Source organism: Paenibacillus sp. QJM3NY_38 (assembly GCF_056173265.1).
The window spans coordinates 4,188,026-4,202,892 of the sequence record NZ_CM149665.1 but is presented as its reverse complement, the minus strand read 5'-3'; the positions used below and the strand labels follow the sequence as shown (position 1 = coordinate 4,202,892).

The following is a 14,867-nucleotide window of genomic DNA, read 5'->3' as shown; positions in this document are numbered from 1 at the left end:
TGGTCTTAGAACTTGGCAGCCTGGCCGCGCATTGCGGCTAAGCTGTTTTTTTGTTTTTGGTCCAAATGGTTATAAACTCAACTTATTGATCATAAAACTCGTTTATACTATATCTACTATATTATATCTACTATTAGTATCTAGACCTAAGTCTAGGTTCATTATCGTCTGAAGACGGAAGTCATCCTTTCCCAATCATGATATCCTTTCATTAACATGATTTCGGAGAGGAATGTGAACGGATGAATTTGATTTTAAATGTAACCAACGATATCGCACAGCATACGGGCTGCCAAGTAGAAAGCCTAGCAGAGGAGACAAGGCCAGATGGATTTTTTACGTAATTTAGGCGATATCGGATTATTTATTCATGCTATGATCGATGCGATTATTTTTCCGATTCCGGCTCTTTTCTCGCAATTGTCTTTAAGTGCATTGAGTCCAGATCGTGCGATCTGGCTTGCCACGATCGGATTTGTCGGCTGCCTGATCGGAACGCCGATTGGTTATGGAATCGGCAAGGTTTCCGGAAATTTGGTCTTAACCAAGATCATGAAGAAAAAATGGTACGATTCGGCCACCACTTTGTTCACCAAGCATGGGGAAGCCGCTATTCTTGTCGGTGCGTTTACGCCGATTCCGTTCAAAATCTTCACCATCCTCTCCGGTTGTATGAGTTATCCTTTATGGAAACTACTCAGTTACGCAGCCCTCGGGCGTGCCGTGAAGTTCTATACCGTAGGTATCCTGTTCTACGTGTACGGGCGTGCTGCAGAGCATATGGTGGACGGTGTACTTACGATCATTCTACTGTCTGTAGGTGCTCTGATAGGAGGGATCTGGCTGACAGTGCGTCTTGTCAAGAACCGCAAGAAGAAACGTGCGGAGGTCCCTGTTGTGCAGGGTCCACCAGAATCGACGGATGTAACGGCAGGTGAAGAGTAATGATAGAACGATTGCGGAGATTCGATCATCGGGTATTCGTCTGGTGCAACCAGACCATCAGCAACAGAGCTTTTGATCGGTTGTTCGGAGGTATCACCCATCTCGGTGGAGCCACCTTCACGATCCTGAGTGCACTGCTCATCGCCTGGGTAGCGTTTGAAGCATGGGACATAACGGCATATCAGAGTGCCATTGCCTTAACCGTTAGCCATCTGATTGTTGTCCTCATCAAGAAGATCGTCAGAAGAGATCGCCCATTCCGGGTTCTGGAGCAGGTGAAGATTGGAAATTTCCCATTGAAGGACTATTCATTCCCGTCAGGACATACCACAGCGATCTTTGCCGTGATTACACCACTGCTCTTTCTGGTATCACCGCTGCCGACGATACTGCTGCTTATCCTGGCTGTGCTGGTCGGTCTATCCCGTATTTATTGGGGATATCATTACCCGACGGATTGTCTCGCAGGCAGTCTGATTGGATTCGGTTCAGGATGGCTGGTCGTTTACCTGATGCATGTCATTGGAATCACATAACGTTAGATAAGGAGTAATATTCATGAGATCCATATATGAGCAAAAAATCATCATATTAACCGGAAGTCTGGGAGAGGGTCACAACCAGGCATCAAAGGCCATTGTGGAATCAGCAAAAAGAAACTACCCTCATCTGCGCGTTAAAGTCATTGATTATATGGAGTTAACCCATCCGCGGCTGCATGTGGCCGGTCAGTTTTTCTTTATGCAGTGGATGAAGCATTTCCCATCCGTTTACGGCTATTTATTTCAAAAAACGCGCGAGGAAAACACGCTCATCCATATGCTGAAACGCTTCAGCACCTTCAGTCTTCACAAGCTCAGCACGATGCTGGAAACGGAAAATCCGGCTATCGTGGTCAGCACGTTTCCGCCGGCAGCAGCAGGGATGTCTCTGCTGAAAGGGATGGGCTTTACCAATGTACCGACGGCAACCGTCATGACGGACCATACGGATCACAGCTACTGGATACACGCTCATACGGATTATTACATGGTTGGTTCCGATGTGGTGCAGGTTGCGTTGGAGCGCAAAGGCGTGCCAAGCGAAAAGATTTCCGTAACCGGCATCCCCGTCAATCCGCTGTATAGTCAGCCAATGGATCCCGGACGGCTCCGAGCTCATTATGGCTTGCGTCCATCCGAGCAGGTTGTGTTGATCATGGGCGGTGGAGAAGGGATGATCGATAAAGAAATTATCGAGCTCTTGAAATCAAGGTCATACCCGGAGGATGTTCGGTTTATGGTCGTGTGCGGCCGTAATATGAAGTTGTATCAAGCTTTGCTGGAGGAGTTTGCTGGTCATCCGCAAATCACTGTTATGGGTTATGTGGATCGCATGCATGAATTGATGGCGATAGCGGACCTGATGGTGACAAAACCGGGAGGACTCACGATTTCCGAGGCGTTAACGATGGAGCGGCCGATGCTGTTAGTAAAACCCTTGCCAGGCCAAGAGCAGGATAATGCGGATTATCTGGTTGGAATAGGCGTGGCACGGCAGGCCATGGCCGGTGAATTGAAGCATCAACTGCTGACATTAATTAAGAGTCCGTCCTTGTTGCGAGAGATGAAACGACAGGCCGCCTTGAACACGCATAAAGATTCGGCTTTGCTGGTCCTGACAAGACTGATGGATATACAGCAGAATCAGCGCTTTTCCCGTGAATGGTCTGAAGAGGTGAATCCGGTGCCCTACGAGGTCCTGAACAGAGAAGTTTATGTAAATGAAACGCTGCAACATTACTATGACAGTTATCGGTAAGATGAAGGAGTTTTCCCATGAATTTGTTTGAATTGGTTGAGCAGTTATTTGAACAATATGGTTATCTAGTGTTATTGATTGGGCTCCCCCTTGATTTTATTGCTCTTCCAATTCCTCCTGGAAACAGCACATTGACCTATACCGGTTTTTTAACCTATAAAGGAATTATCGATATGGTACCTGCAGTTGGATCTGCTTTTATGGGAGCGGCCATGGGGTTAACCATTACCTATATCCTGGGATACAAACTCGGGATGCCGCTTATCGAGCGATATGGAAAATGGCTATTTATCAAGCCGTCCCTTGTAGAGAAGACGCAGGCCTATTACAACAAATATGGAAATAAGCTGCTCATTATTTGTTTTTTCATACCCGGGGTCAGGCAGTTTATCGGGTATTTTATCGGCATGATTCGGGTTCCCTATCGGACGGTGTGGCTGTATGGATATACGGGCGTGGCTGCATGGGTATTGGCTTTTTTCAGCATTGGTTTTATATTCGGCGAGCAGTGGCAGTACATTCTGAACGTGGTGGAGCATTATTTGAAAGTGATCTTCATTTGCCTGGCCAGTTCATTTGTCGTTTTGCTGGTGTGGAGTCGTATAAAACGCGAGAAGGCCAAGAAGTTGGCCAAAGTGACCAGGAATGAATAATGATATAATTAAAATGAATACTTGAAAAAGATGGCCCAGCAATGTGGATGCATGGATCTGTGCTGGGTTTTTAGATTTAGGACGAGCCTGGCGGAATTTATGATATATTCTAAATAAGTCAACGGCAGCGCATACATAACGAGTTAGAAAAAATACGGGTGTAGTTAGGGGCAGACCATGAGCAAAGTCATACCTTTATTCAGAGTGTTTGATGAACCGAAGGCAAGGGAATTCTATATTCACTATCTTGGTTTTACTTTGGATTGGGAACACCGCTTTGATGAAACGGCACCGCTTTACATGCAAATATCAAAGGAATCGGTAACGATTCATTTGACGGAGCATTACGGTGACTGTTCCCCGGGAGCAGCTATTCGCGTGGAGATGGCGGGGATTGAGGGGTTTCACGAACAGCTGTTAAACCAGAACTATCCGTATTCCAGACCCGGGATAGAGATTGCGCCATGGAACAGCAAAGAGCTATGTGTCACAGATCCATTCGGCAACCGAATCACTTTCTACGAGGAGTTGGAACCCAAGTGAAGAAGCTAAACAGGATGCGATTTGAACAAGCCAGGCAATATATGCTGCACCGGGCCAGGGATCTTGAACGGTCATTGTTCCGGTATGATTTCGAGAACGAGTCGTTTACGGACGTGTTGACTGAGTTGGATAGCTATCAGAATGAGGACGGTGGATATGGTCATGGACTTGAGCCTGATCTTCGGTGCAGAGAGTCATCTGCTCTGGCAACAACCAGAGCGCTGGAGATTCTTCGCTTGAATCCAGATCATCCGGAGCGGAACGAACGGGTAATATCCGCTTTAAAGTATCTCGAGCATTCCTATGTGCCAGAACGGTCAGGGTGGGATATCATCCCTAAGGAAGCCGAGCAGTCTCCAAGGGCGATATGGTGGCAGTATGGTGCCTTCAAAGATCATTGGGGAAATCCGAATGCGGATATTATCGCCTATTTTATCGACGAGCGGGAGTTATACCCTTTGGAGTTTTTGGAATCAAGGATTGATTATGCTGTGAACTACCTGAAACAATCCAGCGATCTTCATGAAATGCATGAATTGTTTTGTTATTTGCGTTTGAACGAAAGATTGTCAACAGAACAGGCGTCCGAGATCGGAGAAACACTTGAGGTCTTCATGGATCATTGCATAAGCAGGGATCCTGGCAGCCGCGAGGGATACGGAGCAACGCCCCTCAGTATTATGGATTCGCCGGATTCGCCCTATTTTGCCAAATACCGCGAGCTTCTTCCGCTGGAACTGGATGAGCTTATAGGGAATCAAGGGGAAGATGGTGCCTGGGAGCCCAATTGGAGCTGGTACCAGTACGAAGAGGTATGGCCGTTGGCCAAGGAGGAATGGAAGGGCGTTCTGACATGGAATGCACTTCGGACGCTGCGTAATTTTGAACGGATTGAGGGAGTTTGACATCGAATCCCTGGATAAAACAGAAATGGCTCGGTTCCCATACAGCGGACGAGCCATTTTTTTAATATAGTTGTTGAAAGCATGAATCCATCTAAAATCCATATCATGTCAAATATTCAAGTGAGTATCTTGCAAGAGGAAGCAAACAAGTAAAGTCGGCGTAATCCTTCCTCGATTTCTTCGGATGACAGGTTTCCATATCCTAACACGATACCGGTTGTACGCAGGGGGCTAGAGGATGAGATTCTGTAATTCGATACAGGCTCAACACGGAACCCGTAAGAAGCCGTGTCATTCCATGGAAGAAGGGCGTAGGGCTGTGGATGGAAAATAATCTGTAGATGCATTCCCGCATCATCGCCGAGAACGGAAATATCTGCTCCGAATAAGTGCTGAAGCTGCTCCGTCATGACATTGCGCCGTTTCTTGTACATTTTCTTCATCGTATGGATATGCCGTTCCAGATACCCATCCAACATGAATTGGCTTAATGCTTTTTGAATGATGTACGGAGTATGTAAATTCAATTTATCTTTCATTTCGGCAATGGTATCGGTTAGACTCGGTGGTACAATCATAAATCCGATCCGAAGGCTGGGCGACAGCGTTTTGCTGAATGTTCCTACATAGATAACCCTTGAAGGTGACAGCGTCTGTAGAGGAGGCACAGGGATCCCTCGAAGCCGGAACTCGCTGTCATAGTCATCCTCGATAGCGAAAGAGTCGGCTTCCTCCAGCATCCCTATGATCTGATGTCTCCGCTGAATGGATAATACGCTGCCGGTTGGAAACTGATGTGATGGCGTTAATAAAACCAGATGACCTGGAGCGATACTCGACAAGGCGTCGACGCGCATTCCGCTATGATCAACCTCGACCGGAACAAGATTATAGTTCATCGTCTGAAAAATATCCCGGGTAATATCGATTGTCGGGTCTTCGATATAGATGGAATGAAACTTGGAAGATAACGATTTGGCAAGGAGAAGGAACCCTTCAGTGGCACCGGACACAATCACAATTTGTTCGGGTGAGCATTGGATGCCTTTAGCCCGGAATACATAGTCGCAGATGGCAGAGCGCAGCGTCGAATCCCCTTTGATGTGACCGTAATCATGGTCTTCATATTCGGAAGATTCAGAGGCTGCTTTCAAATACTTGGCCCAGATGTGTCGTGGAAACATGTTCCGATCGGGAACGCCCGTGGCAAAATCAATGACGTGTTCATGCTGAGTGGTTGTCTGCCTCTGGAACGGCTGCTTGCTCGAAGAGGGAGCGGTACGCGGATTGGGAACGGGGATGATACCTTCCGCTACATAGGTGCCGGAGCCTACACGCCCCTCCAGATATCCTTCAGCCGTCAGCTGCTCATATACCTCAATGACGACATTGCGCGCAATCCCCCATTCTTTTGCCAGAACGCGCGTAGGAAGCAGACGAGTTCCGGCTGTCAGTTGTCCCGATTCGATGATCCTTCGCAACTGCTGACATATCTGACGGGTTACCGTCAGTTTAGATTCACGGTCGATCTGAATGCCGTACACCGTATCCCTCCTCTAATTGGTTCCTCCAAATTCCTTATCATTGGATCTCATCAGAGACCATTCTCCTTATTATAATGATGACGAACTGATTCGAAAAGGGAGGAAATATAACAATGAAACGAATGTTAGGCAGATCGCAAATATCGGTAAGTCCGCTCGGTCTGGGCTGCTGGGCCATAGGCGGGAAATTTACATTGGACGGCTTGGCGGATGGATGGGGAGAGGTGAATGAACGCGAATCCATAGCGGGGATTCACGCTGCGTTGGAACGGGGCGTTAACTTTTTTGATACTGCAGATGTATACGGAACGGGCCATAGTGAACGGGTCCTGGGCCAAGCGTTAAAGGGAAGGCGGCAGGAAGCGGTGATTGCCACCAAATTCGGTTTTACGTATGATGAGTCAACAAAGGAGGTTTTCACTCGTCACAATGTTTCAGCGGATTATGTCCGCAGCGCTTGCGAGCGATCACTTCAACGCCTGGACACTGATTATATCGATGTCTATCAAATTCATGTAGGCGGATTAAGTCTTGGCGAGGTGGAGTCGGTGATTGATACCTTGAACGGTCTTCGTCAAGATGGGCTGATCCGAACATATGGCTGGAGTACATGGGATGTGGCCAATGCAGAATGGTTTGCTCGAAAATCGGAAGCCGCGGCAATTCAACATGTGCTGAATGTTCTCAGTGACGACAAGGAGATGCTTGCCCTCTGTGAGCGTTACGGTTTAGCAAGCATCAATAATACACCTTTGGCTATGGGGCTCTTAAGCGGGAAATTCAACCATGACTCCAGGTTCAGTGATCAAGATGTAAGGGGGAGCGGTCACGATTGGGTTTCCTATTTCAAGGATGGTAAACCGGTACCATCGTTTCTGGCTAAACTTGAGGCGGTTCGAGAGATTTTAACCAGTGAAGATCGGACTTTGGTGCAAGGGGCGCTGGCATGGATTTGGGGGAGAAGCCACGTCGCGATCCCGATTCCGGGTTTTAAAACGAGGAAGCAAGTGGAGGAATTGACTGGGGCCGCTCTTTTCGGACCACTATCGGACGGTCAAATAAACGAAATTGAAGATATAATGGGCTCGTTGTAAAATGCTATTATCATTACTATACGAATGATTCAAAAAATGATGGTCAAGGAGTGAGGGAACATGGACTTGAGATACCCGATAGGACAATTTGAATGGGAAGGGCCATCGACGCCTGAACAGAGGGAGCTCTGGATTGAAGAGATTAAGAGCCTGCCGGAGAAACTGAGGGCTGCCGTGCAGGGGCTAAGCCAGGAACAGCTGGATTTATCATATCGAGATGGAGGCTGGAGCATCCGACAGGTCGTTCACCATCTGGCCGACAGTCATATGAACAGCTATATCCGGTTCAAACTTGCTTTGACGGAAGACAACCCAACGGTTAAGCCTTATGACGAGCAGAAGTGGGCAGCCCTTGAGGATTCAATGACGGCGGATGTTGATGCTTCACTCGTTTTGATTGATGGCATACACGCCAGATGGGTCGCTTTATTAAACATCATGAATACCGAGGACTATCTCAGAACGTTCTATCACCCCGAGAACCAGCGAAAAACGAGCCTGGAATACGCAACGGGCATGTACGCCTGGCACGGTAAACATCATACTGCACATATCACAACTGCAAGAGAACGCTTGATACTGTGAGTTTTCAGATGATTCTGCTCCGTCAACTGGCGGAGTTTTTGTTTGCCATCATGTCGTGATATCTAACTTGATTGTCGCAATTTTACACTGTGAATCGGGCGGTTCGTGTGATAGATTAATGGCATGATGTCTTAATATTAGATACTGAGGTGACGAGAATGATTAGAATCGGAAAAATTAGTTATTGGCATGTACACGCGTGGGATTATACGAAACAAGCGCAGGAGCATCCGGATGCTCAAATCGTAGCGGTATGGGATGAGAACCCGGGGCGCGGAAGAGAAGCTGCAGAGAAGCAAGGCGTACCTTTTTATGAGTCCCTGGACGACATGCTGCAAAGTGACGATATCGATGCCGTGATCGTGGATGCTCCGACATCCATGCACAGAGAAGTCATGTTGAAAGCTGCGGCGGCAGGCAAACACATATTCACGGAAAAAGTAATTGCGGCCACCCTGCAAGAGGTCAACGATATCATCAATGCCGTGAATGAGCACCAGGTCAAATTAACGGTATCGCTACCGCGGCTGAATGACGGCTATACCTTGGCGATCCGCGAGGTATTGCAGCAAGAGCTGCTTGGCACCGTAACACTCGTTCGTGTACGCTTGTCTCATAATGGCGCGACTGCCGGTTGGCTGCCTGAGCATTTCTACAGCCTGGAGGAGTGCCGTGGAGGCGCATTAATCGATCTGGGATGCCATCCGATGTATTTGACACGCTTGTTCCTCGGTGAAGAAGCGGTTGATGTCCATGCGAATTTCGGATACATCACGGGTAAAGAGGTGGAAGACAACGCCGTTGCTACGCTTTCTACGGCTACGGGAGCTGTCGGTGTGGTTGAAGCCGGATTTGTAAACAACTTCTCGCCATTTACAATTGAAATTCATGGTACGGACGGAACGATTCTGTACGGAACGCCTGACGACAAACTTCTGATTCGTTCAACGAAAAAAGAAGAGTACAAGGATGCCTGGGTAGAGCTGCCGGTGCCTGCGAATCGTGCAAGTGCATTTGAGCAATGGATTTCCCATATTCAAGAAGATACCATTGCAGAGGAAAATATCGCATATGCGGTTGAATTAACCAAACTGATGGAAGCCTCCAACCGTTCGGCCAATGAGCATCGCGCCATTCGTTTGGATGAACTGCAAGCATAAGAGCATAAGATACAGGGATGATGCATCAGGATGAATAACCATTTTCCATACGAATTGATGAAAGATCGGCAGGATGCCTTGGAGCGACTTGACCTGAGAGTTTATTGGGGACGTTATGAAATCCGTGTTCTTCGGTTTCATCTCACCACCTTTCCGCCAGGAAAGATTGTCTCTTTCCATAAGCATGCGGAGTATGAATTTCATTTCATACCCCGCGGCAAGGGGAGCGTTATTATGGAAGAAGAGCCTTATGCGCTGCGGGAAGGCATGTTTTATCTAACAGGTCCGAATGTGCTTCATTATCAGGAGGCGGATGCAGCGGAGCCGATGGATGAATTATGTCTGCACGTGGACATTATTCCGCGCGATGAGGTGTCCGATCATGAGAGTCCGGCACTGCCTCCTTCGGATCCATGGGAAATGGCGGAAGCCGATGACTGTATGGAGAAGCTGAGAGGATTACCGCTGAAGCCAACGATGGATATCCATCGTGCGATGCCTTATTTCCTTGAGGCTTATCAGGCTTCTCAAGAGAAGTATTCGGGTCTGTATACAACGATTAAACAGTGCATTATTCAGATACTGCTGCGCGCTGTACGCGCATATGAATCCGAGCCATCGGAAGCGGAACTGCCTTCACGGGATATGAAGGCTTACCGCTATCAATTGGCACTGGAGTATATTCATGCGAACTCTTCGGGAGAGGTTGTATTGGATGACGTCGCGGAGAAGCTGCATATCAGCTCAAGACAGCTGCAGCGAATATTCAAGGAGCAAGCGGAAGGGCAGTCCTTCAGCGAAATACTGGAGCATGTCCGCCTTGAAGCCGTATGCAGGAAGCTGATCGATACCAATTGGTCGATTGATAAAATCGCAATGCACGAAGGCTTCTCAAGCGGAAGTTATTTGCATACCGTATTTCGAAAGAGATATGGATATACGCCATCAACATATCGGGCAATGAATGTGAAATTGTAGGGGGAGTATCAGCCATGAGCAAAACCATTCGAATTGGAATTATTGGAAGCGGCGGCATTGCGGGGGAGCATGCAAAATACTATAAACAAATCGACGATGTGCAGATTGTCGCTGTAGCTGATATTTTACCCGGCAGAGCCGATCAATTTATTGAGCGCTGGGGGCTTCAGGGAGCGATCGGATTTGATGATCACCGCAGATTGTTGGATCTCGACCTGGATGGCGTGAGCATCTGTACGCCAAACGTTGCGCATTATAGCACCACGGTTGATGCGCTGTCAGCGGGCAAACACGTAATGCTCGAGAAACCGATGTCGGTCACGTTGGATGAAGCCATCGAGATGGTTCAGATTTCGAAAAAAACCGGAAATATGCTCAACGTCGGCTTCCAGCCGCGTTATGATCCGAATATGGGCATCATTAAGAATCTGATTCAAAAGGGCGAGCTAGGAAAAGTGTATTATGTGGAAACCGGAGGCGGCCGCCGCCGTGGAATGCCGGGTGGAACGTTTGTCCGGCAGGAGATTTCAGGGGCAGGCGCCATGGCGGACATTGGCTGTTATTCCTTGGACATGGCCCTGAACGCGCTTGGATATCCCAAGCCGTTAACGGTATCCGCGTATACATCGAATTATTTTGGAACAAATCCCAAATACCACTCCGAATCCAGTGCGTTTAATGTTGAGGATTTCGGCGTAGCGATGATTCGATTCGAAGGAGACCTTGTGCTTAACTTCAAAACGTCATGGGCTATGCATATGGATACCCTGGGGGCGACGATGTTCCTGGGCACGGATGCGGGCATGAAGATTACCCCGGCAGGTTCAGGCCCTTGGAGCGGTGTGTGGGACGGGAAGGTAGGATCAATCTCCATGTTCCATGATATCCAAGGTCATCATACCGAGAGCGCCATACCGCTGGTCCATCATGAGCTTAACGTATTCCAGGAGAAAATCAAGGATTTCGTAAGCGCTGTGCGTGAAGGCAAGCCGGCGCCGATCCCGGGAGAGCAGGTGCTTCGGAATCAAGCGATTCTGGACGGTATTTTGCGTTCTTCCCAGAGCAAAAAAGAGGTTGAGATTCATATTCCGGACTTGGATTGATAGTGAGAAAGCCGCGCTTGCAGCGCGGCTTTTTTATGTGCATGATTATACATGCGAGGTGATATATTTAACATATAAAGCTTCCATTTTTTAGATGGATATGATAGTATGAATGCGAACAATTGTTCCTCGAACGTTTTGGAATGGCCCCATACATAATATCCGGAATGAAGGATGGTGCAGACCTGATGACTGATCGATATGCTGAAATCGATGAGGTAATCGCGTATATTCACAACAATATTTATGAGCCCCTTCCGTTATCAACACTGGCGAATTACATAGGATACAGCCCATATCATTTTTCACGTATATTTAAGGATCGAATCGGACTGCCACCATTATATTACGTGTCCTCGCTTCGTTTGGAGAAGGCGAAGGATTTGCTATTACATACACATCTGAGTATCCGGGATATCGCCATGGAGATCGGTCAGCAGAGTCTGGGCACATTTACGACACGCTTCACGGGAAGAGTAGGCGTGACCCCTTCCCAGTTTCGAAACTCGAAGGAAGAGGCGGACGAGCATTTGTCATCCCTGCAGAAACTGAACAGCTGGCGTGACTCCATACCGGTCGAGAATCCCAATCTGACAGTAGAAGGCACGATAGAGGCAATGGCTCCATTTCAGGGCGTGATCTTGATCGGGCTGTTTGCCAAGCCGATTCCCGAAGGGCTTCCGTTATACGGAACTTTGTTATCTTCCGTCGGCTCGTTTCGGTTCGGCGACGTCAGTCCCGGAACGTATTATCTGATGGCTACTTCGGTACCATGGGGCATGCAGGCGGTCGATTTTTTGCTTCCAAAGTCTACCACACTGCGTACACGTTCGAAGGAACCTATTATCGTTACCCCAAACGCTAAGACTCCGCATCTTCATGTAACTTTGCATGTTCCCCGGCTGGATGATCCGCCGATATTGATTTCTTTGCCATTATTAATGAATCACTTCCTCAAAAGGGTTGCTCCCATGATGCGTTAGATGAGGGATATGATCGGTACCCTATGCATTTCGTTGACATTTGAGTTCCGATTCCTGATACTAAAATATGTGCAAACGGCTTAGACAGTAGTAGGTAGTAAAAAGGTAAGAACGAGAGATTTGAGGTGGCCTTTGTGATTGTTGTAAGCTCATGTTTAGCCGGTTTGAAGGTTCGTTATAACGCTACGGACAGCCTGGATACGAATATTCAGCAGCTGGTTGAAGCAAAGAAAGCCGTGGCCGTATGTCCCGAACTGCTTGGCGGATTCTCAACTCCACGGGAGCCGGCGGAGATCGTTGGAGGAAACGGAGATGATGTATTGGCAGGGCATGCTAGAGTGGTTGAGCTATCCGGGAAAGACGTGACCGAGATGTATATAAAAGGTGCATACCAAACGCTTCGAATGGCGCAAGAGCTCGGAGCTTTGCTGATCGTATTGAAAGAGAGCAGTCCTTCCTGCGGAAGCTCCATGATTTATAATGGAGAATTTGCCAATGAGAAAACAGCCGGTTATGGCGTGACAACGGCTCTGCTGCGCAAGGAAGGCTATACGGTTATTTCGGAGCATGAGCTTAATGCATATGCAGTACAACCGGAATACGCCACGCTTTTTACTGCGAGATAAATCATGCGTCTTGGTTTATGTATTTTCGTCCTGCTCTAAAATTATGATAGAATGATCCTATCGACTGCTTGCATGTTGTGATTCTTTATATTGGAGGGAACTATGGAACTCATAAATCAAACCGAAGTTCAACAAATGATTGATAAATTGAAGGACCAGGATTTATATATTCATCTTGAGATGACGACAGGCGCTTATGCTGCCCATTATGACAGCACGAAGCATCCCGCGGCTAACTTTATTACGAATGCAATCATTCGTTACAGCCACGGTTCGATATCCGGCAATGGACCCTATCGGGTTGGATTGAAAATGAGTCAGGGCTGGGTATATACCGAAGGACTCACCCATTTCGAACAGACGGATACCGATCGGCTGATTATGGCAGGTCATGACAGTCAGGGCAAACTGGTTGTCGCTTTGCAGTTGAGCCGGGAGCCTTTTTAATAGAGAGAGGAGACGAGAATTGATGGAGCAAAACATACTGGTCGTATTGCCGCACCCGGATGATGAAGCATTTGGTTTGTCCGGTACGCTGGCTAAATATATTATGGAAGGCGCTCATGTTACCTATGCCTGCTTAACGCTTGGAGAGATGGGCCGTAATATGGGCATTCCACCGTTTGCGAACCGTATCACCCTTCCAACCATTCGCAAAGCAGAGCTGGAGGAATCCTGCAAAGCTATAGGCATACAGGATTTGAGATTGCTTGGTTTCCATGATAAAACGATTGAGTTCGAGGATCAAAATAAGCTGGATAGCGTGACTGCCTCGCTGCTTCAGGAGATCAAGCCATCGCTGGTGTTCACGTTTTACCCTGGATATAGCGTCCACCCTGACCATGACGCAACGGGCGCGGCCGTAATCCGCACGATTCAGCGGATGCCGGCAGGAGATAGACCTGTCGTTCAATGTCTGGCATTCTCCAACAATTGTGAGCAAGAATTGGGTAAACCGGATGTTTATCAAGATGTATCCATGTTCATGGTACAGAAGCTGAACTCCATTCAAGCCCATCGCTCTCAATTCCAGGCAGCAGAGCTGCTGGGCAAGAAACAGATGAAGGCCAAGGAAGTGGAGCAGCGCTTCGGTACGGAACGTTTCTGGACCTATACATTTGCATAAAATCCCCACCATGGGATGATCCATAAAAAGAGCCGCAGAATCAGCATCTGCGGCTCTTTTGCATGGTTTGGAATCGAGTGCTTTGTTTGAAGATGACAGCCTTCAGGGAAGATTTCACTTCATTTGCTATCTAGGAGGCTCTACGATTAAGCATTAGATATTAGGGGCTGCTGATGGATAAAGGATAGAGGGTGCCCTTCATGCAGAAGGAGGTCTTGCCCGTCTCCTCCGATACAACGAGGACCAAGGCATCGCTGATCTCGGACAAGCCAATGGCTGCACGGTGACGCGTGCCGAGCTTACGATCCCCATACGTTTTGGCTGTTAAAGGCAACACGTTCGCGGCGGAAATAATCATCTCTTTGCGTACAAGCACGGCTCCATCGTGCAGTGGGCTGTCTGGAACGAATATGGATTCAAGCAAGGGACTTGTGATTTCTGCAGACAAGGGAATCCCTGGCGTCATTAACGAATCAAGCCCATCTTCCCGTTGAATCACAATGAGCGCACCCCGTTTTTTTTGACTGAGATGATATATGGATTTCGCGATTTCTTGATATTTGCTGGTGAAGGGGAAGAGAAAACAATTGAGATAATACGTAGAAGAAATCGATTCGGCTTCTAAAAATTTTGTTCTGACATGATCCAGCTCTCCCAGCAGACATGAACTGTCCTGGTCCAAATTGAGAATGATATGCTGTAATTGTCTTGTGATATCTGTGAGCTGTTCCTTCAATTTGTTTTTCAGCGGCGTAAAATTGCAATCATGATTTAACATCCGAAATCTTCCTCCTTATGATTGGTATCATTGCCATTCGGAGA

General features: G+C 47.7%; 17 protein-coding genes. 15 read left to right on the top strand and 2 right to left on the bottom strand.

Annotated features, from left to right (window positions below; all coding sequences use genetic code 11):
• Positions 1-327 precede the first annotated feature (327 nt).
• The 6 genes from AC0VZ8_RS19280 to AC0VZ8_RS19255 all read left to right on the top strand — a co-directional run bounded on the left by AC0VZ8_RS19280 (position 328) and on the right by AC0VZ8_RS19255 (position 4,846).
• Positions 328-945 (top strand): YqaA family protein, encoded by a 618-nt coding sequence (locus AC0VZ8_RS19280; RefSeq protein ID WP_339294172.1) that lies wholly within the window; start codon positions 328-330, stop codon positions 943-945.
• Positions 945-1,481 carry a phosphatase PAP2 family protein gene (locus AC0VZ8_RS19275; RefSeq protein WP_339294171.1) on the top strand — a complete coding sequence of 179 codons (537 nt, stop codon included), beginning with the start codon at positions 945-947 and terminating at the stop codon, positions 1,479-1,481. The genes AC0VZ8_RS19280 and AC0VZ8_RS19275 overlap by 1 nt, the downstream gene beginning before the upstream one ends.
• Before the next feature lie 22 nt (positions 1,482-1,503).
• Positions 1,504-2,745 (top strand): MGDG synthase family glycosyltransferase, encoded by a 1,242-nt coding sequence (locus AC0VZ8_RS19270; RefSeq protein ID WP_220684827.1) that lies wholly within the window; start codon positions 1,504-1,506, stop codon positions 2,743-2,745.
• A gap of 17 nt (positions 2,746-2,762) precedes the next feature.
• Positions 2,763-3,398 carry a DedA family protein gene (locus tag AC0VZ8_RS19265; RefSeq protein ID WP_071218637.1) on the top strand — a complete coding sequence of 212 codons (636 nt, stop codon included), beginning with the start codon at positions 2,763-2,765 and terminating at the stop codon, positions 3,396-3,398.
• Positions 3,399-3,575: 177 nt separating this feature from the next.
• Positions 3,576-3,941 carry a glyoxalase superfamily protein gene (locus AC0VZ8_RS19260; protein ID WP_194543251.1) on the top strand — a complete coding sequence of 122 codons (366 nt, stop codon included), beginning with the start codon at positions 3,576-3,578 and terminating at the stop codon, positions 3,939-3,941.
• Positions 3,938-4,846, top strand: a complete 909-nt coding sequence (locus AC0VZ8_RS19255) for a hypothetical protein (RefSeq protein ID WP_339294169.1) — start codon at positions 3,938-3,940, stop codon at positions 4,844-4,846. The genes AC0VZ8_RS19260 and AC0VZ8_RS19255 overlap by 4 nt, the downstream gene beginning before the upstream one ends.
• A 116-nt stretch (positions 4,847-4,962) precedes the next feature.
• Here the strand turns inward: AC0VZ8_RS19255 and pdxR are convergent, their stop codons facing one another.
• Entirely contained in the window at positions 4,963-6,390 is a 1,428-nt protein-coding gene (gene pdxR, locus AC0VZ8_RS19250; RefSeq protein ID WP_339294168.1) for a MocR-like pyridoxine biosynthesis transcription factor PdxR, read from the bottom strand.
• A 113-nt stretch (positions 6,391-6,503) separates the two neighbouring features.
• Here pdxR and AC0VZ8_RS19245 point away from each other — a divergent pair, with 113 nt between their 5' ends.
• The 9 genes from AC0VZ8_RS19245 (at position 6,504) to bshB2 (ending at position 14,045) form a co-directional block, all read left to right on the top strand.
• Complete coding sequence (locus AC0VZ8_RS19245) at positions 6,504-7,484, top strand: aldo/keto reductase (RefSeq protein ID WP_339294167.1); 981 nt, start codon at positions 6,504-6,506, stop codon at positions 7,482-7,484.
• A 60-nt stretch (positions 7,485-7,544) separates the two neighbouring features.
• Positions 7,545-8,069, top strand: a complete 525-nt coding sequence (locus AC0VZ8_RS19240; RefSeq protein ID WP_339294166.1) for a YfiT family bacillithiol transferase — start codon at positions 7,545-7,547, stop codon at positions 8,067-8,069.
• 158 nt (positions 8,070-8,227) lie between these two features.
• Complete coding sequence (locus AC0VZ8_RS19235) at positions 8,228-9,229, top strand: Gfo/Idh/MocA family protein (RefSeq protein ID WP_339294165.1); 1,002 nt, start codon at positions 8,228-8,230, stop codon at positions 9,227-9,229.
• Positions 9,230-9,259: 30 nt separating this feature from the next.
• On the top strand, positions 9,260-10,207 hold the full coding sequence (locus AC0VZ8_RS19230; RefSeq protein WP_475484092.1) for an AraC family transcriptional regulator: 948 nt from the start codon (positions 9,260-9,262) through the stop codon (positions 10,205-10,207).
• Between the two features lie 14 nt (positions 10,208-10,221).
• On the top strand, positions 10,222-11,310 hold the full coding sequence (locus AC0VZ8_RS19225) for a Gfo/Idh/MocA family protein (RefSeq protein WP_071218625.1): 1,089 nt from the start codon (positions 10,222-10,224) through the stop codon (positions 11,308-11,310).
• A 188-nt stretch (positions 11,311-11,498) separates the two neighbouring features.
• Complete coding sequence (locus AC0VZ8_RS19220; RefSeq protein WP_475484091.1) at positions 11,499-12,293, top strand: helix-turn-helix domain-containing protein; 795 nt, start codon at positions 11,499-11,501, stop codon at positions 12,291-12,293.
• A gap of 134 nt (positions 12,294-12,427) precedes the next feature.
• On the top strand, positions 12,428-12,919 hold the full coding sequence (locus tag AC0VZ8_RS19215) for a 2-thiouracil desulfurase family protein (RefSeq protein ID WP_194543243.1): 492 nt from the start codon (positions 12,428-12,430) through the stop codon (positions 12,917-12,919).
• A 102-nt stretch (positions 12,920-13,021) separates the two neighbouring features.
• Positions 13,022-13,366 carry a YojF family protein gene (locus tag AC0VZ8_RS19210; RefSeq protein WP_071218620.1) on the top strand — a complete coding sequence of 115 codons (345 nt, stop codon included), beginning with the start codon at positions 13,022-13,024 and terminating at the stop codon, positions 13,364-13,366.
• 22 nt (positions 13,367-13,388) lie between these two features.
• Complete coding sequence (gene bshB2 / locus AC0VZ8_RS19205) at positions 13,389-14,045, top strand: bacillithiol biosynthesis deacetylase BshB2 (protein ID WP_475484090.1); 657 nt, start codon at positions 13,389-13,391, stop codon at positions 14,043-14,045.
• A gap of 160 nt (positions 14,046-14,205) precedes the next feature.
• On the opposite strand, the gene cdaS is transcribed toward bshB2, so the two are convergent.
• Positions 14,206-14,823, bottom strand: a complete 618-nt coding sequence (gene cdaS / locus AC0VZ8_RS19200; protein WP_194543242.1) for a sporulation-specific diadenylate cyclase CdaS — start codon at positions 14,821-14,823, stop codon at positions 14,206-14,208.
• Positions 14,824-14,867 lie beyond the last annotated feature (44 nt).

Coding starts and splice junctions, on each gene's coding strand:
- AC0VZ8_RS19280 (WP_339294172.1), top strand. CDS start 328: ATGGATTTTTTACGTAATTTAGGCGATATCGGATTATTTATTCATGCT.
- AC0VZ8_RS19275 (WP_339294171.1), top strand. CDS start 945: ATGATAGAACGATTGCGGAGATTCGATCATCGGGTATTCGTCTGGTGC.
- AC0VZ8_RS19270 (WP_220684827.1), top strand. CDS start 1,504: ATGAGATCCATATATGAGCAAAAAATCATCATATTAACCGGAAGTCTG.
- AC0VZ8_RS19265 (WP_071218637.1), top strand. CDS start 2,763: ATGAATTTGTTTGAATTGGTTGAGCAGTTATTTGAACAATATGGTTAT.
- AC0VZ8_RS19260 (WP_194543251.1), top strand. CDS start 3,576: ATGAGCAAAGTCATACCTTTATTCAGAGTGTTTGATGAACCGAAGGCA.
- AC0VZ8_RS19245 (WP_339294167.1), top strand. CDS start 6,504: ATGAAACGAATGTTAGGCAGATCGCAAATATCGGTAAGTCCGCTCGGT.
- AC0VZ8_RS19240 (WP_339294166.1), top strand. CDS start 7,545: ATGGACTTGAGATACCCGATAGGACAATTTGAATGGGAAGGGCCATCG.
- AC0VZ8_RS19235 (WP_339294165.1), top strand. CDS start 8,228: ATGATTAGAATCGGAAAAATTAGTTATTGGCATGTACACGCGTGGGAT.
- AC0VZ8_RS19230 (WP_475484092.1), top strand. CDS start 9,260: ATGAATAACCATTTTCCATACGAATTGATGAAAGATCGGCAGGATGCC.
- AC0VZ8_RS19225 (WP_071218625.1), top strand. CDS start 10,222: ATGAGCAAAACCATTCGAATTGGAATTATTGGAAGCGGCGGCATTGCG.
- AC0VZ8_RS19220 (WP_475484091.1), top strand. CDS start 11,499: ATGACTGATCGATATGCTGAAATCGATGAGGTAATCGCGTATATTCAC.
- AC0VZ8_RS19210 (WP_071218620.1), top strand. CDS start 13,022: ATGGAACTCATAAATCAAACCGAAGTTCAACAAATGATTGATAAATTG.
- bshB2 (WP_475484090.1), top strand. CDS start 13,389: ATGGAGCAAAACATACTGGTCGTATTGCCGCACCCGGATGATGAAGCA.
- cdaS (WP_194543242.1), bottom strand. CDS start 14,823: ATGTTAAATCATGATTGCAATTTTACGCCGCTGAAAAACAAATTGAAG.